The 18,805-nt window shown below is 59.2% G+C and carries 18 protein-coding genes and 1 rRNA gene; 13 read left to right on the top strand and 6 right to left on the bottom strand.

Annotation, left to right across the window (positions count from 1 at the left end; all coding sequences use genetic code 11):
* Nucleotides 1-87: ribosomal RNA gene (gene rrf, locus FEU76_RS17140) — 5S ribosomal RNA — on the top strand; the annotation flags it as partial.
* A 164-nt stretch (nucleotides 88-251) separates the two neighbouring features.
* On the opposite strand, the gene guaD is transcribed toward rrf, so the two are convergent.
* The 4 genes from guaD to xdhA are packed head-to-tail and all read right to left on the bottom strand — an operon-like array spanning nucleotide 252 to nucleotide 6,300.
* Complete coding sequence (gene guaD, locus FEU76_RS17145) at nucleotides 252-1,568, bottom strand: guanine deaminase (RefSeq protein WP_039181897.1); 1,317 nt, start codon at nucleotides 1,566-1,568, stop codon at nucleotides 252-254.
* A gap of 1 nt (nucleotide 1,569) precedes the next feature.
* On the bottom strand, nucleotides 1,570-2,439 hold the full coding sequence (gene xdhC, locus FEU76_RS17150) for a xanthine dehydrogenase accessory protein XdhC (protein WP_144984584.1): 870 nt from the start codon (nucleotides 2,437-2,439) through the stop codon (nucleotides 1,570-1,572).
* Nucleotides 2,436-4,859 carry a xanthine dehydrogenase molybdopterin binding subunit gene (gene xdhB, locus FEU76_RS17155; RefSeq protein WP_144984587.1) on the bottom strand — a complete coding sequence of 808 codons (2,424 nt, stop codon included), beginning with the start codon at nucleotides 4,857-4,859 and terminating at the stop codon, nucleotides 2,436-2,438. The genes xdhC and xdhB overlap by 4 nt, the downstream gene beginning before the upstream one ends.
* Nucleotides 4,843-6,300, bottom strand: a complete 1,458-nt coding sequence (gene xdhA, locus FEU76_RS17160) for a xanthine dehydrogenase small subunit (protein WP_144984590.1) — start codon at nucleotides 6,298-6,300, stop codon at nucleotides 4,843-4,845. Before xdhA ends, xdhB begins: the two co-directional genes overlap by 17 nt.
* 208 nt (nucleotides 6,301-6,508) lie before the next feature.
* Between xdhA and FEU76_RS17165 the strand changes: the two genes are divergently transcribed.
* Nucleotides 6,509-7,159 (top strand): TetR family transcriptional regulator C-terminal domain-containing protein, encoded by a 651-nt coding sequence (locus FEU76_RS17165; RefSeq protein ID WP_144984593.1) that lies wholly within the window; start codon nucleotides 6,509-6,511, stop codon nucleotides 7,157-7,159.
* A gap of 8 nt (nucleotides 7,160-7,167) precedes the next feature.
* A complete protein-coding gene (gene hrpB, locus FEU76_RS17170; RefSeq protein WP_096922916.1) occupies nucleotides 7,168-9,612 on the top strand; it encodes an ATP-dependent helicase HrpB in 2,445 nt (814 codons plus the stop codon).
* A 21-nt stretch (nucleotides 9,613-9,633) separates the two neighbouring features.
* Here the strand turns inward: hrpB and FEU76_RS17175 are convergent, their stop codons facing one another.
* Complete coding sequence (locus FEU76_RS17175) at nucleotides 9,634-9,846, bottom strand: hypothetical protein (protein WP_096922917.1); 213 nt, start codon at nucleotides 9,844-9,846, stop codon at nucleotides 9,634-9,636.
* A gap of 240 nt (nucleotides 9,847-10,086) precedes the next feature.
* Here FEU76_RS17175 and FEU76_RS17180 point away from each other — a divergent pair, with 240 nt between their 5' ends.
* From FEU76_RS17180 to FEU76_RS17200, 5 genes are all read left to right on the top strand, one after another.
* Complete coding sequence (locus FEU76_RS17180) at nucleotides 10,087-10,260, top strand: DUF2970 domain-containing protein (RefSeq protein WP_084123813.1); 174 nt, start codon at nucleotides 10,087-10,089, stop codon at nucleotides 10,258-10,260.
* Between the two features lie 124 nt (nucleotides 10,261-10,384).
* On the top strand, nucleotides 10,385-11,503 hold the full coding sequence (gene coxB, locus FEU76_RS17185) for a cytochrome c oxidase subunit II (protein WP_039181877.1): 1,119 nt from the start codon (nucleotides 10,385-10,387) through the stop codon (nucleotides 11,501-11,503).
* Between the two features lie 45 nt (nucleotides 11,504-11,548).
* On the top strand, nucleotides 11,549-13,207 hold the full coding sequence (ctaD, locus tag FEU76_RS17190) for a cytochrome c oxidase subunit I (protein WP_039181874.1): 1,659 nt from the start codon (nucleotides 11,549-11,551) through the stop codon (nucleotides 13,205-13,207).
* Between the two features lie 28 nt (nucleotides 13,208-13,235).
* Nucleotides 13,236-13,820 (top strand): cytochrome c oxidase assembly protein, encoded by a 585-nt coding sequence (locus FEU76_RS17195; protein WP_144984596.1) that lies wholly within the window; start codon nucleotides 13,236-13,238, stop codon nucleotides 13,818-13,820.
* On the top strand, nucleotides 13,817-14,677 hold the full coding sequence (locus FEU76_RS17200; RefSeq protein WP_144984599.1) for a cytochrome c oxidase subunit 3: 861 nt from the start codon (nucleotides 13,817-13,819) through the stop codon (nucleotides 14,675-14,677). The genes FEU76_RS17195 and FEU76_RS17200 overlap by 4 nt, the downstream gene beginning before the upstream one ends.
* A 4-nt stretch (nucleotides 14,678-14,681) precedes the next feature.
* Here FEU76_RS17200 and FEU76_RS17205 read toward each other — a convergent pair whose 3' ends face one another.
* On the bottom strand, nucleotides 14,682-14,873 hold the full coding sequence (locus tag FEU76_RS17205) for a DUF2909 domain-containing protein (RefSeq protein ID WP_144984602.1): 192 nt from the start codon (nucleotides 14,871-14,873) through the stop codon (nucleotides 14,682-14,684).
* Between the two features lie 55 nt (nucleotides 14,874-14,928).
* Here FEU76_RS17205 and FEU76_RS17210 point away from each other — a divergent pair, with 55 nt between their 5' ends.
* From FEU76_RS17210 to FEU76_RS17230, 5 genes are all read left to right on the top strand, one after another.
* Entirely contained in the window at nucleotides 14,929-15,576 is a 648-nt protein-coding gene (locus FEU76_RS17210; protein WP_313955446.1) for an SURF1 family protein, read from the top strand.
* A 4-nt stretch (nucleotides 15,577-15,580) separates the two neighbouring features.
* Complete coding sequence (locus tag FEU76_RS17215) at nucleotides 15,581-16,084, top strand: hypothetical protein (RefSeq protein ID WP_144984608.1); 504 nt, start codon at nucleotides 15,581-15,583, stop codon at nucleotides 16,082-16,084.
* 37 nt (nucleotides 16,085-16,121) lie between these two features.
* Complete coding sequence (locus FEU76_RS17220) at nucleotides 16,122-17,174, top strand: COX15/CtaA family protein (protein WP_144984611.1); 1,053 nt, start codon at nucleotides 16,122-16,124, stop codon at nucleotides 17,172-17,174.
* 47 nt (nucleotides 17,175-17,221) lie between these two features.
* Nucleotides 17,222-18,145 carry a heme o synthase gene (locus FEU76_RS17225; RefSeq protein WP_144984613.1) on the top strand — a complete coding sequence of 308 codons (924 nt, stop codon included), beginning with the start codon at nucleotides 17,222-17,224 and terminating at the stop codon, nucleotides 18,143-18,145.
* Between the two features lie 91 nt (nucleotides 18,146-18,236).
* The gene (locus FEU76_RS17230; RefSeq protein WP_144984616.1) at nucleotides 18,237-18,704 is read left to right on the top strand and encodes a DUF2489 domain-containing protein; all 468 of its coding nucleotides are present in this window, start codon (nucleotides 18,237-18,239) and stop codon (nucleotides 18,702-18,704) included.
* Nucleotides 18,705-18,805: the final 101 nt, after the last annotated feature.

Raw genomic sequence — 18,805 nt, forward strand, 5'->3', positions numbered from 1 at the left:
TGATCCCATGCCGAACTCAGAAGTGAAACCGCTTAGCGCCGATGGTAGTGTGGGGTCTCCCCATGTGAGAGTAGGTCATCGTCAGGCACTTATCCCGTAGAAAGCCCCGAGCACACTGTGTTCGGGGCTTTTTGCTATGCGTTAAATTTGTCGTGGGAAGGGGCGTCGAGAAACGTTGGTTGGGAAAATTCCTGAGCAAAAAAACACCCAGCCTGTGGCTGGGTGAGGGTGACTTTACAAGAGATCGGTTGCTAGGCGTCTCTGCGGTGTTGGCATACGCCTCCGGCCCAGGTTTCATAGACAGCGCGGTCATCGGCGAGCATCATCAATGCAAATAGCCGTTCACCGAGGGTGGTGCAGTGCTGGCTACGTCGCTGTAGCAGTGACGTGGCGTCAGGGTCGATCACGACAAAGTCAGCTTCGTAGGAAGGGGCCAACTGTCCAATGTGGCTATCCAGAGAGAGGGCTTTGGCGTTGCCGTGGGTGAGGCCATAAAATCCTTGCCAGGCGGTCAGAGGCTGACCACGCAGTTGGCCTACCTGGTAGGCACTTTTCAAGGTGCCGAAGCCTGAAAGATCCGTGCCTGCGCCAATGTCGCTGGCATAGGTAAATGCCATGCCCGTCTCTCGGGCAGCGTCTCGGTCGAACAGGCCGCTACCCAGGAACAGGTTGGAGCTGGGGCAAAAGGCGATATTGGCGCCGCGCTCTGCCAACCGTTGGCGCATGCCGTTGTCCAAATGGATACCGTGGGCAAAGGTGCTGCGTGGGCCGACGAGTCCTGCTTCTTCGTAAACGGCCAAATAGTCTCGACTGCCGGGAAACAGTTCCGCCACCCAGTCCAGTTCTCCGCTGTTCTCGGCGAGGTGGGTCTGCAGCCATAGGGTAGGGTCATTGCGCAGCAGGGCACCTGCCGCGTCCATTTGCGCTCTGGTCGAGGTGGGCGCAAAACGCGGGGTAACGCTGTAACCGAGGCGCTGCTTCCCGTGCCAGTCCTCGATGAGCCGCTCTGTGTCGGAGATACCCGAGACGCCATCCATCAAGGCATCGGGGGCATTGCGATCCATCAGTACCTTGCCTACCAGCATGCGCAGCTGCCGCTTTTGGCAGGCTGCAAAAAAGGCATCCACGGAGCCTGGGTGGCTCGAGCCAAACACTTGCGCGGTGGTGGTACCTGCGCGCAGCATTTCGCTCAAGAACGCTTCCGATAACGCCTTGGCGTGATCATGATTGGCGAACTGGCACTCGGCCGGAAACGTGTAGTCATTCAGCCAATCCAGCAGTTGGCGCCCATAAGAGGCCATGATGTCCAACTGGACATAGTGGACGTGAGTATCGATGAATCCTGGCATGATGAGCTTGCCGCGATGGTCGATCACTTCCGCTGCTTTCGGCAACTGATCAACCAGGTCGGCATAATGCCCCGCTGCATGGATATGCCCACCCTTCAGCCACAAGAGGCCGTCAGCGTAGTGTTCCAGACTGCCAGGGTGGGGCAGGTTGCCATCGCCGGGGTCATTGGGAAAGCTGATCAATTCAGCGCGGATAAGCGTATCGGTGGGCAAGGTCATATCAACTCGAGTGCGTTGCAGTAGGGGCAAAAAGCGCGCGTAGCGTAGCGCTATCCAGGCCACGGGTCTCGGTGGCATAGGGTTGGTCGGTCAACCAGAGTAATTCCGTCACCACGCTCAGCGCGATGGCGTAGGGGGTTTTATTGCTGAGCTTGGTATCCCTGACCGAGCCGATGGGGCAGCGCACGCGCTGCAGTATCGGCTGGTCGACACCTGCTCGGGAAAGGCGCCCTTTGAAGCTCGCCCACTTGCTGTCGGAGCCTATCAGCCCAATGGACGCAATATCGGCGCGCTCCAGCAACCCCTTGATCAAGGCATAATCCTCATCATGATCGTGGGTCATGACCAGAGCATGGGTGCCAAGGGGTAAGCCTGCCACCGTATCTCCAACGCCGCCTAGCAAATGACAACTCAAGCGTGCTCGAGGGACATCTGACTGGAAAGCATCGGCGCGGCTGTCATACCAATCGAGCTGCCAAGGCAGAGGAGCGCTGAGTTTGACGATCTCGCGTCCGACATGCCCCGCGCCGAACAGGGCAATGTGAGCGGTGGCGCCCAGAAATACTTCCAGCAGGACGTTGACCAGCCCGCCACAGCACTGCCCGCTACGACCGCCCAGCGAAAAGGATTCCAGTGAGAACCCCGCCTGGCGCTGGCTCAATAGGGAGCGAGCCTGCTGAATGGTCTGCCACTCGAAGGTGCCGCCGCCCAGCGTATCGAAGACAGCGTGTTCGGTAATCACCATGCGTGCGCCAGGCTCACGGGGCGTGGAGCCTGCGCTGGTCATCTGGGTGGCCAATACATGAGGCGTGCCGTGGCGTTGACAATGATCGAGGGCGGCATGCCAAGTCATGGGCGTTTCATGGGTCATAAGGCACTTTTCCGAATGGCATGCGCCGCCAGCATGACGCGCTCGGGCGTGGCCGGGGTATCCAGACGCGGCGAGCTGCGGTAGTCATCCAGGCTGGCGAGGGCATCGCGCAAGGCTGACCAGACGCATATCCCCAGCATGAAGGGCGGCTCACCCACCGCTTTGGAGCGGTACAGGCTGGCCATGGAGTTAGGGTGTCCTTCCAGCAGTTCGACATTGAAGACGCTGGGCAGATCCCCGAAGGTGGGAATCTTGTAGGTCGCTGGACCATCGCTGACCAGCGTCCCTTCACTGTTCCATTTGAGCTCTTCGCTGGTCAGCCAGCCCATGCCCTGGATGAACCCGCCTTCTACCTGACCAATATCGATGGCCGGGTTGAGCGAGTTGCCCACATCATGAAGTATGTCGACACGGTCGACCTGATACTCGCCGGTCAACGTGTCGACGCTGACCTCCGCCGCGGCCGCGCCAAAGGCGTAATAATAAAATGGGCGGCCTTGGCCAGTTGCGCGATTGTAATGAATCAGTGGCGTCGCGTAGAAGCCTTTCTCGGACAGCGAAACCCGGTGTAGATATGCCGTCTGCACCAGCTCGCCCCAGGGAATGCGGCGTTCACTTTCGCCGATGCCTGCGATGAGCATGCCGTCCCTCAGCTCCATGCCTTCACGATCCAGCCCGCCCTCGAAGTGGTTGGCGGCAAAATCGAACAGACGCTCACGCAGTTTGATGGCAGCATCGCGAGCGGCCATGCCGTTCAAATCCGCACCGCTGGAGGCTGCCGTGGGGGAAGTGTTCGGCACCTTGTCCGTTCTTGTGGCGCTGATGCGTACGCTCTCCAGGTCCAGCCCCAGTTCCAGAGCCACCACCTGGCAGATCTTGGTGTGCAGGCCTTGCCCCATTTCAGTGCCGCCGTGGTTGATCAGGATGCTGCCATCGGTATAGACGTGTAGCAGCGCGCCGGCCTGGTTGAGGTGCTGGGCGGTGAAGGAGATGCCGAACTTGACGGGTGTCAGTGCCAGTCCTTTTTTGATGACGGAGCTGGAGGCATTGAAATCCCATATCTGCTGTCGACGCGTCCAGTACTCGCTGCGTTGCTCAAGGCGCTCGACGAGCGTGTGAAGCAACTGCTTCTGGTCGACCTGTTGCCCGTAATGGGTCATGTCGCGTTCGGGGCGGTAAAAGTTGCGCTTGCGGATGGTCAGCGGGTCTTCACCGACATGGCGGGCAATATCGTCCATGGCCGCTTCGATGATCATCATGCCCTGGGGGCCGCCAAACCCGCGAAAAGCGGTGTTCGATGCAGTGTGGGTGCGGGCTCGGTGGCCGGTCACACGGGCATTGCCCAGTGAGTAGGCATTGTCTGCGTGAAACATGGCGCGGTCGACGATCGCATCGGAAAGATCGGGAGAGTAGCCGCAGTCGCCGATCACGGTAATGTCGCTGCCTTGAATCACTCCCTGTGAATCGATGGCCAGCCGATAGCGGTTGTGAAAGGGGTGGCGCTTGCCAGTGGCGCGCATGTCGTCACGTCTGGGTAGGCGAAGACGCGTGGCCTTGCCGGTGCGTCGTGCGATGAGGGCAGCAATGCAGGCCCAGGGGGATGCCTGGGTTTCCTTGCCTCCAAAACCACCCCCCATGCGCCGTACTTCCACCGTGACGGCATGAAACGGGATACCCAGCACTTCGGCAACCAGCTTTTGGGTTTCACTGGGGTGCTGGTTGGAGGTATGTACCATGACGCCTTCGTCTTCGCTCGGAATGACGACGCAGGCCTGGCCCTCCAGGTAGAAGTGCTCTTGTCCACCAATGAACAGCGCGCCTTCCAGCACGTGTTCGGCTTGCTCCAGTGTGGCCTGCCAGTCACCACGCTGCTGGGTGTGGCTGGGACGAACGAACTCCTGTTGAGCAGCGGCTTGAACGGCATCCAGCTGTGCTGGCAGCTTGTCGATCTGCACATTGGCAAGCAGCATCGCGTGACGCGCCGCACTCAGGGAAGTGGCAGCCACGGCGAACAGGCACTGCCCTGAATAGCTGATCTCGTGTTCGACGAAGATAGGGTCGCCAGGGAAGACCGGGCCGATGTCCGTGTGGCCAGGCACGTCGTGGAATGTGATCACGTCGACCACGCCGGGGGCGGTGCGAACGGCCTCCAGGTCGAGGTGCGTCAAGGTTCCGTGGGCCACGGGTGAGAGCCCCAGAGCCACGTGTAAAGCATCAGCAGGTGTCTTGAGGTCGTCGATATAGAGCGCTTTCCCCGTCACATGTTTTTCGGCGCTCTCATGAAAGCTGGAGGACCCCGCCTGGCGCTGTCCGCTGCTGTCCACGGTATGGCGTGCCAAGGGTGCCGCGCCATGTATACGCTGGTCGAGCTCATGCCGGGCCCGGCGACTGTCGTTGTCGAGTTTAGTGAGCGTACGCATGCAACATGACCTCCTGTTCTGGTGATGATAGCGACAAGTAGAGTCGTTCCAGCAGATTGGCGGCCGCCAACTGACGATACTGCTGGCTGCCTCGCACGTCACTCATGGGCTCGAACTCATCTTGCAGCGCTTGCCGAGCCGCTTGAAAGGCCTGTTTGCCTACCCTTTGCCCTTCCAGCGCGGCCTCCGTTGCCGGAGCGCGCCGGGGCGTGGCAGCCATCCCTCCGAAGGCGATGCGCACGTCGCTTAACTTGCCGTCGTCCAAGCGGTAGCTAAAGGCACCCAGAACGGCAGAGATATCGTCTTCACGGCGTTTTGAGAGCTTCCACACTCTGAGTGAAGCACTCTTCTCCAGCGCCGGAATGAAGATACGTGTGATGACCTCATCGGCGGCCAGGGCCGTTTTTTTGTAATCGATAAAGAATGCCTGCAGCGGCAAACAGCGGGTACCCGCATGGCTGGCAAGTTCGAGGTGAGCGCCGAGTGCCAGGAGTACGGGTGGGGTATCGCCAATGGGGGATGCATTGGCGATATTGCCGCCCAGAGTTCCCCGGTTACGCACTTGTTCCGAGCCCAGCCGGTGGAGCAGGTGCGCGAAAGCGGGGAAGTGTGTTGCCAGCAGCGGAGCAAGCCGCGAATAGGTCACCGCCGCGCCGACCCACCATCCTTCCTGCCCCTGAAAGGTCGCTGACGAGATCATGCTCAGCTCGGGCACGCGGGTGGTATCGATCAGTTGATCCAGTGCGGACAGGCGCTGGGTCGTTTCCAGCCATAGGTCCGTGGCGCCGGCGACCAACCTGGCATTGGGCAGATCGCGCCGCAGCGCTGTCAGTTCGCTCAGGGAGCTCGGCTGAGCAAATAGCGGACCTTCCTGAAAGGCTTGTGTGGAGCTGTCGCCATCCTGAGAGTCAGCAAGCGTCGCATCCCACCATTGAGGCGGCTGCCAGTCGCTGGCGTGCATGGTCAGCGCGGCATCACGAATCGGGCGATAGCCCGTGCAGCGGCAAAGGTTGCCACCCAGCGCGGCTTCCAGACGCTCGGGCGTCAAGGGGGCAGGTTGGCGCTGCTGCTGCGTATGCAAACTGAACAGCGACATGACGATGCCCGGCGTACAGAAACCGCACTGGCTGCCGTGGCAGTCGATCATGGCGCGCTGCGCAGGGTGCAAGGAGTTGCCCTGTGAAAGGCCTTCCACAGTGACGAGATGCTGACCGTGCAGTTGGTGAGCCGGCGTAATGCACGCATTGACCGTCAGGAACGGTGGCTGATCGGGGTCGCTGCTTTTCAAGGCGACTGTGCAAGCACCGCAGTCGCCGGAAGCGCAGCCCTCTTTTGTGCCCGTGGCCCCCAAATGGTCGCGTAACAGCGTTAGAATACTGGTCTCAGGGGGCACTCGACACTGTTGACGGGTGCCATTGAGCAGAAACTCAATCGTTGCCATGCCAAACTCCGTTATGATTGTTCTGACCGATTGGTCAATAATGGTGAGCTTGGGACAAAAAAGCGTGGCTTGCAAGACTTTGTTGTCAGCGCGTTTTGATGCCCTGAAACGATGCATAAAGAGCGAAAATGCCCCTTTTTGCAGCGTTGTCCGACGTTGGGCCTGAGCTGATCGGCACAACCCGAGCCTATATCAAGGAGCTTACTCAATGACGCTTGATACCGCTAACCATGAGAGCGCCAGCAGGGATCGCATCGAGCAGATGATATTGAGTGCCGCCGAACAGGTGTTTGCTCAGCATGGTTATCGCGGAGCCAGCCTGCAGTCGATTGCTGACGTCGCTGGTTTGCCCAAGGCCAATATCCTCTATTACATGGGGAGCAAACAGGCGCTCTATGTGCGACTACTGAATCGCATGATGAAGCGCTGGAACGCGGTGCTGGAGGACATTACGCCAGCGAGTGACCCAGCAGCCGTATTGAGCGATTTTATTCGCACCAAAATGGTGCTTGGTCAGCGCTATCCCGAGGGTTCCAAGCTGTTTGCGGCTGAAATCCTGGGGGGCGCACCTTTTCTGAAGGATTACCTGAACGGTGAGCTGAGAGAGTGGGTCAGCAGCCGTGCCGCCATCATGCGAGAGTGGTCGCGACAGGGGAAGATGGATGATGTGGATCCTCGCTGGCTGATTTTTCTGATCTGGTCATCCACCCAGCACTATACCGAGTACAGTGCCCAGGTGAACGGCATTCTCGGCCAGGAGGCACTGGCCGAGGAGGACATCGACGCTATTTGTCGCTTCCTGGAGCATGTGATCTTGAAAGGCTGTGGCATAGAGCGCCCAGTCGTATCCATTGCATGAGTTCGACCATGCCTGAGCTGCCCATCGAGCAACACCTGGCGTCGATCGAAGACGCTCTGGACACCCACTCTCGCCTCATTCTGGTGGCGCAGCCCGGCGCGGGCAAGACCACCCGCGTGCCGTTGCGGCTCATCGAGCGCCCTTGGGCGCGTGGCCAGCGCCTGCTGATGCTCGAACCTCGGCGGGTGGCGGCCAGGCTGGCGGCAACTTACATGGCCGCTCAGTTGGGTGAGCCGGTGGGTAAGCGTATTGGCTATCGCATGCGCGGTGATCAACGGGTGGGGCCTGACACGCAGCTGGAAGTGATCACTCAGGGGGTGCTGACGCGCATGCTGCAGGATGACCCGCTGCTGGAGGGGGTGGCCGGCATTCTCTTCGATGAGTTTCATGAACGCAGTATCGAGTCCGACCTGGGTCTGGCGCTGGCAATGGACGTGCAGCAAAGCATTCGTGACGATCTCCGCCTGGTGGTGATGTCCGCGACGCTGGATATAGAGGCGCTGCGTACCTTGCTGGGCGAGCATACTCCGGTGATCGAGAGCAGTGGCCGCGCTTTTCCGGTCACCACGCTATATCGGCCACCTGTTGGCGGTGAGACCGCCGCCATGGCGGCGCGCAGTGTCGTGGAGGAAGCCGTGGCGCTGGACGATGCCCAGGACATATTGGTCATCTTGCCCGGCGTGGCGGACATCCGCCGGCTCGCTCAGGCGCTGGCGGCTTCATCGCTGACGCTGGATATTCGCACGCTGCATGGCGGCATGACGCTGGATGCTCAACAAGCGGCACTTAGCCCTGGTACGCAGCGGCGGGTGATCATTTCCACCTCGATCACCGAATCGAGCCTGACGGTCGACGGCGTCAACGTCGTCATTGACGCAGGCCTTGAACGGGTGCCCGAGTTTAGTGCCCAAACGGGGCTTACGCGATTGACCACCCGTCGCGTCAACCGCGCCAGCGCCGACCAGCGGCGTGGGCGCGCGGGTCGCCAGCAATCGGGCTACTGCTATCGCCTGTGGGCACAGGACCAGCCACTGGTCGCGCACCGTGAGCCCGAGATGCTGCAGGCCGACCTCTCGCGGCTGGCGCTGGAACTGGCGCTATGGGGCGTCAATGCACCCGACGCGCTGGCCTGGCTATCTCCACCCCCCAAGGGCGCATGGCAGAGCGCGCGCGATCTTCTCCAGCGGCTGGGGCTGCTCGATCAGGCCGGCGGTCTGACACCGCTGGGGCAGCAGTGCGGTACCTTGCCGGTGGAGCCTCGCCTGGCCGCGATGCTGGTGCGCTCCAAGGCTGGAGAAAATACCGCGCTGGCCTGTGCGTTGGCAGCGCTGCTGGAGGGCCGGGAGCGTCTTGAGGGAACATTGCAGGAAGCCCTGGCCGCTCGGCTGAAAACACCTTCTGCATTCCCAGCCTGGCACCAGGAATTCAAGCGTCTGGCGGCGCTGATGGGATGCACGGTGCCGTCACGCCTTGATCTTGAGCCTCTGGGTGAGCTGCTTGCGGTGGCGTTTGCTGACCGAGTGGCCCAGCTCATGAACCTCGGGCGTTTCAAGCTGGCCAATGGCAAGACGGCAACGCTATCGCCGCAGCACCCGTTGGCCAACGAGCCGTATCTGGTGGCCGTTCACCTCGACAGCGCTAGCCGTGATGCACCGATCCAGAGGGCAGTGCCCCTCTCCGAACAGGCTTTGCGAGCCCTTTATCCGGCGACGGCGAGGTGGCACGAACGAGTTGCCTGGCAAGAGCCGCCAGGCAAGCTGGTGGCCGAAACGGTGCAGTGTCACGGTGAGCTGGTATTGGCGGCACGCCCGCTACAGACGCTGCCCGCCGCCGCTGCCGAACAAGCGCTGATGAGCGCTTTGCAGCGCCGCCCTTCAGCCTTGCTGGATGACGAGGTCAGGCGCTTGCAGGGGCGCATGGCGCTGCTCAAGCGTACTTTCCCTAGGCAATGGCCCGACTGGTCCGATGCTGCGTTGGTGGATGATCTGGACGAGTGGCTGGCGCCTTACGTGGCCGGTATGACTCGGCTGGCACAAGTCGAAAAACTGCCTTTCGCGCGGTGCCTGCTGGATACGCTGACCTGGGAAGCGCAGAGTGCGTTGGCACGTCTGGCGCCTATCGGCCTTACCGCGCCGAGCGGTAACACGATTACGCTGGACTATCTTCCCTGCCTGGAGGGCAGGCCGCCGGTGCTGGCATTGAAGCTGCAGGAGGCCTTTGGCTGGCAAGAAACACCGACCGTAGCCGAAGGGCAAGTGGCCGTGATGATTCACCTGCTGTCACCGGCCCGACGCCCTCTGCAGGTAACCCAGGACTTGCGCAGCTTCTGGCTGACCGGCTACCCGGAGGTGAGAAAAGAGATGCGCGGGCGGTATCCAAAGCACCCGTGGCCAGAAGACCCCTTGACGGCGCAAGCCACGGCACTGACCAAGCGCCGCTTGGGCAACGCTTGAAGGTCAGTCAAAGCGTGCTCTTTACTCTTGTGCAGGTTCCGGTACTTCTCCAGGGCGTTGATAGCGTACGCCGTCCGCGCGAGGTTCTTCGTAACGCTTGTTCTCATCTTCGGAAACCACCCCAAAGACCGTTTCCTGAGAGCCATCCGGCCATGTGTAAGTGGTACAGCCCGCCAGGCTCGACAGACCAAGAATAAAAACGAAACCAGACAGCGTGATACGACGCTTGGGCATGAAAAGCTCCCTGAAAATGGCACATGCTCATGAAAAAGGGTGACGACGAGTGCTGCGTAGTGTGAAGCGCAGCGCCACTGCTCGCAAGCTAATTTCAATGGTGTCGATGCAGCAATGGAGATGATGGTCGGTGGCGGGCATGTTCACCTTGTGTCTATGCTGGGATATCAGTCAGGTGTCCTTGTAAAAGGGCGCCAGGAAGACGCCCAGGCGGTTGAGTGCAGAAGGTGGGGAGGGGATATGTGGTCAGTCTTGAAGTCGGTACTGGCAGCCCTGATCGGGGTGCAGAATGATCGGCAGCGCAGGCAGGACTTCTCCAGCGAGCGACCTGCGGCGTTCATTGTGACGGGGGTCGTCGTCACGCTCCTGTTCGTACTGGCGATTGCCTGGTTGGCCAAGTGGGTCGCCGGATGAAACGTTGAGGCAAATCACGCAAGGTTTGCGTGACGAATGGCATTTGTTTTCTATACTGAGATTGACGTCTTAATCCTGCTTTAATAAAAGCATGGCGAGAACAACAATAATAAAGGAGGTTTCTATGCCCCCAGTGTGGCGATGGCTACTACTTCCCTCATCGAGTCTTGCCGTCGCGTCAGCGGCGTCGGCCAATAGTTGGAATATGCCGGTGGGTGTCACGGACGTCAGCCGTGATATCTTCAATCTGCATATGACCATTTTTTGGATCTGCGTCGTCATTGGCGTCGTGGTGTTTGGCGTCATGTTCTACTCGCTGTTTCGCTATCGCCACGCCAAGGGAGCCAAAGCAGCCCATTTTCACGAGCACACCACGGTGGAAGTGTTGTGGACGGCCATTCCCGTGCTGATTCTGGTCGGTATGGCGATTCCCGCCACCGCTACGCTCAAGAACATGTATGACGCCTCGGAAGCCGACCTGGATGTGATGATCACCGGCCAGCAGTGGCGCTGGCGCTACGAATACCTGGGCGAAGACGTTGCCTTCAACTCCAATATGAGCACCCCTTGGGAGCAGATCCGCGGGCAGGAGGAGCGAGGAGAGCACTATCTGCTCGACGTGGACGAACCCCTGGTCTTGCCAATCAATCGCAAAGTGCGCTTTCTGATGACCTCAGACGATGTCATCCACTCCTGGTGGGTGCCCGAGCTGGCGGTCAAGCAGGACACGATTCCCGGCTTCATCAATGAAAACTGGGTGCAGATCAATACACCCGGTATTTATCGCGGACAGTGTGCCGAACTCTGTGGTGTCAATCATGGCTTCATGCCTGTCGTGGTACATGCCATGGAAGAAGAGGAATTCGATGCCTGGCTGGTAGAGCGGCGTGAAGCGGCCGAGCAGGAGGCCATGGGCGTCGACCGTGAATGGGAAATGGAGGAACTGATGGCCAGAGGGGAAGCGGTGTACCGCGCCATCTGTTCTTCTTGCCATCAAGCCGAAGGGCAAGGGGCGATGCCGGCCTTCCCTGCATTGGCCGGTAATGATCAGTTGATCGAAGACCTGGATTGGCATATCGACAGGATCGTCAATGGGGTCTCTGGCGCGGCGATGCCTGCCTTCCGGGCAACTCTGAACCCCGTTGAAATTGCCGCAGTGGTCACCTATACCCGCAATGCCTGGGGAAATGACACGGGTGAAACGGTACAGCCTGCAGCCATTGCTGAGCTGATAGCCCAATAACTCCACGTTTCTACCCATAACAACGAAAAGCAGGCGGAGAAGCTCATGGCGCCCCAACTACCCCCTCAGCATCCGTTGCAGCATAGCTCTACCACTCACGCTGGCACTCATGCCAGCGCCGGTTCTGCCCACCATGAGCATGCGCATCACCCGAAAGGACTCATGCGCTGGCTATTGACCACCAATCACAAGGAGATCGGTACGCTCTATCTGATCTTCTCGCTGACCATGTTCTTCATTGGGGGCATCTTTGCACTGGTGGTCAGGGCAGAGCTTTTTCAACCAGGACTGCAGCTGGTACAGCCCGAGTTCTTCAATCAGATGACCACCATGCATGGCTTGATCATGGTGTTCGCAGCCGTCATGCCTGCCTTCACGGGACTGGCCAACTGGATGATCCCGCTACAGATCGGAGCGCCTGACATGGCGCTTCCTCGGCTCAACAACTTCAGCTTCTGGCTGCTGCCTGTCGCCTTCACGCTCCTGCTTTCAACACTGTTCATGCCGGGCGGCGGGCCCAATTTTGGCTGGACCTTCTATGCGCCCTTGTCCACCACCTACGCGCCACCCTCCACGACCTTCTTCATCCTGGCCCTGCACATAGCCGGTATCAGCTCCATTCTGGGGGCGATCAATATCATCGCCACCATCCTCAACATGCGTGCCCCCGGAATGCGCATGATGGACATGCCGCTGTTCGTCTGGACATGGCTCATTACCGCTTTCCTGCTGATTGCCGTCATGCCCGTGCTGGCGGGGGTGATTACCATGATGCTCATGGATATCAATTTCGGAACCAGCTTCTTCGATGCCTCGGGGGGCGGTGACCCGGTGCTGTTCCAACACCTGTTCTGGTTCTTTGGGCACCCCGAGGTCTACATCATGATTCTGCCAGCCTTCGGTATCGTGTCGGCGATCATTCCAACCTTTGCGCGCAAGCGTCTGTTTGGCTACGCCTCTATGGTGTATGCCACGGGAGCCATTGCGTTGCTCTCGTTTCTGGTATGGGCGCACCACATGTTCGTGGTGGGCTTGCCGCTGGCGGCCGAACTCTTCTTCATGTACACCACCATGCTGATCGCTGTGCCAACCGGCGTGAAGGTATTCAACTGGGTCACCACGCTGTTTCGGGGCTCCATCAGCTTCGAACCCCCTATGCTGTTTGCACTGGCATTCGTGGTGCTGTTCACCATCGGTGGTTTTTCCGGGCTGATGCTGGCCATTGCACCGGCCGACTTTCAATACCATGACACGTACTTCGTGGTCGCTCATTTTCACTATGTGCTCGTGCCGGGGGCCATCTTTGCCATCATGGCAGGCGTGTACTACTGGCTGCCCAAATGGACCGGCCACTATCCCAACGAGCGTTTGGCTCAGTGCCATTTCTGGTGCTCGATCATTGGGGTCAACCTGACCTTTTTCCCCATGCATTTTGCCGGGCTGGCGGGCATGCCCAGACGGATTCCCGACTATGCGCTGCAGTTCGCCGACTTCAACCTGCTGTCCAGCATCGGCGCGTTCTTCTTCGGTTTCTCTCAACTGCTGTTCGTGCTGGTCGTCGTACTGTGTGTCAAGGGGGGTAAAAAAGCACCGGCCAAGGCTTGGGAAGGGGCTGAAGATCTGGAATGGAGTGTGCCTAGCCCGGCGCCACTGCATACCTTTGAGACGCCACCTGTCTTTCAACGCCATCAGGCACATGATTAGTCATGCGTAGTCGGGGGAGGGCTCCAAGATGGCCATCAGCAGTACAGAGCAAACGGTAGCCGTTCGGCGTACGGTCATTCGCACCACGGCAGTGCTGGTGGGGATGTTTGCCTTCGCCTTTGCCTTGGTCCCGCTTTACGACGTTTTCTGCCGTATCACAGGGCTGAATGGCAAGGTGGATACGACCGCCCAGGCCATCGTTCACGAAGAGGTGGACACGTCGCGTTTCATCACGGTCCAGTTCATTACTCGTGGCAGCGCGGGGTTGCCCTGGCAGATGAGTGTTGCCACGCGCCAGATGCGTGTGCATCCCGGGCAAACTGCCGAGGTCGATTTCACGTTCACCAATAATAGCCAAGCCCAGAGCTGGGGGCGTGCCGTGCCTAGCGTATCGCCTTCCAACGCCACGACACACCTTCGCAAGGTCAGCTGTTTCTGCTTTCAAGAGCAGCAGTTGCAAGGCCAGGAACGGCTGACCATACCGCTGGTATTTCAACTCGCCCGGGATCTGCCAGCGGAGATCAATACGATTACGCTGGTGTACACCCTCTATCCCGTTCATCACGTCGCACTGAGTGACCCTTATGACAATGCCTCAGGAGGCAGCATATGAGCAGCGGCAGCTATTACGTACCTGCGACCAGCCGGTGGCCAGTATTGGGCTCGATTGCGCTGGGTGTGATGATGATCGGTGCCGGTATTCAACTGGTCTATGGCACCGGTATGCCAGTCTTGGCGGTTGGATTGGTGGCCGTGGTGGCGGTCATGGGTCTCTGGTTCCGAGATGTCGTGCATGAGTCGATGGGCGGTTTGTACGATGCCCAGATGGATCGCTCGTTTCGCTGGGGGATGGGGTGGTTCATTTTTTCGGAAGTGATGTTCTTTGCAGCTTTCTTCGGGGCGCTTTTCTACGTCCGAACGTTTGCGCTTCCGTGGTTGGGCGGTGAGGGTGCCAAAGGTGTATCGGCGCTGCTATGGCCTGGTTTCATTCCCGAGTGGCCGCTGTTGAGCCCTCCTGATGCCGCCGTGTCAGGGCCCCATGGCGTGCTGAGCCCATGGCAGTTGCCGCTGGTGAATACGTTGCTGCTGGTCACATCGAGCATCACCCTGACGGTCGCTCATGAAGCGCTCAAGCTGGGTTATCGAGCAACATGTCGGAATTGGCTGGCGGCAACGGTCGGTCTGGGCATTTGCTTCATCGTCATTCAGGGGGTCGAGTACTACGAAGCCTACCACCATTACGGGATTACCCTGGAAGCCGGTATCTTTGGCGCGACTTTTTTCATTCTCACGGGCTTTCATGGTCTACACGTGATCATTGGCACACTGATTCTGGCCACCATGCTGGTCAGAATCATCAAGGGACATTTCGCCAATGAGCAGCATTTTGGTTTCGAAGCTTCGTGCTGGTATTGGCATTTTGTCGATGTGGTGTGGGTAGGGCTGTTCATCTTTGTCTATGTGCTTTAGCGCGTCAGCCCAGTTCGCCGGTCCAGAAGCCAAAAATGAGCAATGCCATGAGCAGACAGCCCAGGCCGACACGCCACTTCAGCGAGGTCAGAAGGCGCCGTGAAGCGCCGTGGTCTCGTAATAAAAAACCAGCACCTGCGGCGAGGCTGGCCACCATGCCTATGAATACCAATGCGATCAGTAGCTTGAGTGCCATGCGTCGACGCTCCCGTGTTACCTTGCGGTTATGTGTATGGGGTTGTTTTTGGACCGTGGTGGTCGTTGCTGGTGTGCTGTTAGGACTATGGCAGTGGGAGCGTGCTGCTGACAAGCAGCGATCGCTTGACCAGCGTGCCGCAGCCCCCTCCCTGGTGTCACCGGTCAGTGAGCCCGTCGAGGGCGCCACGTTGCGCCTGCAGGGCGAATATCTGGCGGCGAACACGCTCTATCTCGATAACCGTATCCTCAATGGCCGCCTGGGCGTTGCCGTGCTGACCCCCTTGCGTGACGAGCATGGCCAGCTCTGGCTGATTCAACGTGGGTTCATGGAAACCGGCAGCAGCCGAGAGCCACCGGTTTCGGCGACACCAGCAGGCCTGGTGCAGGTCATCGGCGAGTGGCAGGTGGCGCATTCGGATGGTCTCGTCTATGGCAATAATCTGGAAGGGGTGAGGCTGCAACGGCTCGACCTGGCTCCCTGGACGTCCGCACTTGGCGAGTTCCGTTTTGCCGGATGGGTGCATGCTCAGGAGGGCGATGGTGTCTTGACCCCCTGGTGGGAAGCCAATGTCGTGCCACCAGCTCGCCATCAGGCTTATGCGTTTCAGTGGTGGGGCCTGGCGTTGGCGGCTCTGGCGGTAATGCTGATCGGGGGCCACCGCCTCATGAATGACCCTCGGGTCGCGAGAATCAGGAGTTAACCCGATGTCCTCCAGCGCAAAGCGTTTTCCTCGTCTTATCCTGATGTTACTGTTCGTTGCGTTTGCCGCGCCAGTGGTGATCGCATGGGTCATGGTGACATGGCGCATCGGTATACCTTCCCATTACACCGCTCATGGCGATGTTTCCGTGACTGCGCCACCACTGGAGGAGTGGCCACTAACGTCTAGACTTGGGCCTGGTGAGCAGTGGATGCTGGTGTTCGAGTGCGTGGAGCCCTGTGACGCAAGACAGGATGAACTGTGGCGTTTGCACCGTGCGCTCGGACGGGAGGCAGGGCGCTTGCAACGCATCAGGATAGGCGGCGACTTGCAGATATTGCCTGGGGAGGCTGCTACGACATGGCACACCTTGCCCACTTGGCGTGGTGAGCAACGAGTCTGGGTGCTGGACCCCGCAGGCCGCCCAGCGCTGGCCTATCACACAACGGCCACTGCGTCAGACATGCTCAAAGATATCAGGCACTTGTTCAAAGTGAATGCTCTGTAATTTTCTCCCGGCGACTGAACAGCCGTAAGGACACGTGATGATTCATTCCGATAAGCACCGTTTGCGCCTGCTGGTAGCGTTGAGCCTGGCAGGCACGCTATTGACGATGCTGGTCATTCTGGTGGGGGCTTGGACTCGCTTGGTGGATGCTGGGCTAGGGTGCCCCGATTGGCCTGGTTGCTATGGGCGATTGCTGGTGCCTGATAGCGAGCATGCGGCACTGCGTCATCCGGATGTGCCGCTCGACCCGTTCAAGGCCTGGGTCGAGATGGGGCACCGCTATGTCGCCAGTTTTCTCGGGCTGCTGGTGATCGGAACGCTGCTTCTGGGGTGGCCATTGAGGCGCCGAGAAGGCTACCCGTGGAAGGTAAGCGTCGCGCTACTGGTAGTGATCCTCATCCAAGGCGCGTTTGGCGCATTTACCGTGACCTTGAAGCTCTGGCCACAGGTGGTCACGCTGCACTTGTTGGGCGGGCTGAGTGTGTTGATGCTGTTTTTCTGGCTTCATCTGCGTATCCGGCGGTTGGCAAAAGGGGTGTTGGCGCCTCCCCGAAAGCCAAGCCTGCTTTGGCTGCTGGCTGGGGCGGCGCTGGTGCTGCAATTGGCACTGGGGGGCTGGGTAACGAGCAATTATGCCGGCATTGCGTGCCAAGGGTTTCCCACCTGCAACACCCAGTGGTGGCCTGAAATGGATTTGAGCGAAGGGTTTCATCTGACCCAGACCGTGGGCCCCAATTATTTGCATGGTCAACTGCATGCCGATGCGCGCACTGCCATTCACGTGGTACACCGTTTAGGTGCGTTGCTGCTGGGTATCGTGCTGTTGGCGCTCTGGTGGCGCCATCGCCGCCAGAGTGAGGTCGTGGGTGCCTTGTCCATGGTCGTGTTGCTGTATGTATTACAGGCAGGGTTAGGTGTTGCCAATGTGTTGCTCTGGCTGCCGTTGTGGCTGGCGTTGCTGCATACCGCTGGCGCAGTGCTGTTGTGCCTGGGGCTGGGGTGGGCCTGGTGGCGCTACCGTTATATGCCTGAACGGTCACACGCAGTGCAGGCGCTCGACGGGAAAGCGTTATACGTGCAGGCCCGATAGTCCAATGATTGACCTTGAAAACAATAACAATCCATCAGGTGATCACTATGCGATACGCAACACTGGATAGCACCTTGCCTGCCGTGCGCTGGGGAGTATTGAAAGAGCTGGTGTTACTGTGCAAGCTCAACGTGGTAGTCGTCATGTTGGTATGTACGGCCGTAGGCATGGCGCTATCGACACCAGGGGTGCCGCCACTGAAAGCGGTCATCTACGGCCTTCTGGGGGTCGGGTTGGCCTCCAGTGGGGCCGCCGCGTTCAACCATATCATCGACCGCCATCTGGATGCTGTGATGACGCGTACGTCACGGCGGCCGTTGGCGGCACACCGCTTGCCTGTCTGGGTGGCCGTGCTATGGGCCGTGGGGCTCTCGGTGGCGGGCATTGGACTGCTTGCCTGGCAGGTGAATACGCTAGTGGCTGCGCTGACGCTGGTATCCTTGGTGGGTTACGCCGTGCTGTATACCGCGTACCTCAAGCGTGCCACGCCGCAAAATATCGTCATTGGTGGTGTGGCAGGGGCCTCGCCGCCGCTGCTTGGGTGGGTCGCCGTGACGGGCAGCGTATCAGCAGAGCCCTTGCTGCTGATGTTGATCATCTTCGTATGGACACCGCCGCATTTCTGGTCGTTGGCTATCCACAAGCGTGACGATTACGCCCGAGCCGGCATCCCCATGTTGCCCGTGACGCATGGCGTCGTGTTTACGCAACTGCAGATCTGGCTCTACAGCTGGTTGACGGTTGCCGCATCACTTTTGCCGGTTGTCGTCGGGATGAGTGGCTGGGTCTATCTTGTGATTGCCGTAGCGCTCAATGCGCGGTTCATTTATTGGAGCTGGCGCGTATGGAAAGGGGATGACCAAGAAGCGCCGCTGCTTGCCTTCTGGTTTTCCATTCGTTACCTGCTGGGACTGTTTGGCGCGCTCTTGTTGGACCATTATACTTTTCTGCTGCCCTCGGCCCTTGGGTAGCGAGGACGAGCAAATGACAAAATTGGTCTACGCTGTAGAAAACGGTGTACAATTTTCGTTAAACTATTTCACGGTTGAATGAAGAGGTTTCATGAGCTCTACCGTTGCACTACTGTTGCTGGCTGTCGCGTTGATGGTGATTGCCGGGCTGGGGGGCTATGCGTATTCCCTGCGGAAGGAGGTAAAGCGTCGGGAAGCTTTTCGTATCGAGGAAGAGCAGCGTGCTCAGCAGAACAGCCTTGAAAATCTGGATTACGTCGTAAGCGCGCTGGTGCAGGAGCAGGTGGATATCACCGAAGGCTCTTGGCGGTGTAAGGTGCTGCTGGAAATCGTTGATCCTAGTCTTGCAGAAAGGCCAGAATTTCAAGCATTTGCCGAAGTCTACAACCGGACGCGGCATCTCAAGACCCACTCTGCTCGCAAGCAATTGACGCCCCGAGAGCGGATGCGTGAAGACAAGGAACGGCTCGAAGTGGAAGCTGAAATGCGACCTGCGGTGCTTGCCGCTGCCGCAGCTGTGATCCAGTGGCGAGCCAAAGGTTCCAAGGCGTTACACTGATTTTTAGTGTCATTGGTGTCAGCTTTGCTATGCTAAACACGTTGGTATTGGCAAGAAGTTGATATCACGGCATTGTTGCCTTCTAACGCTGAAACGTTAAT

Source organism: Halomonas sp. C22 (assembly GCF_007655045.1).
Classification (GTDB): domain Bacteria; phylum Pseudomonadota; class Gammaproteobacteria; order Pseudomonadales; family Halomonadaceae; genus Vreelandella; species Vreelandella hamiltonii.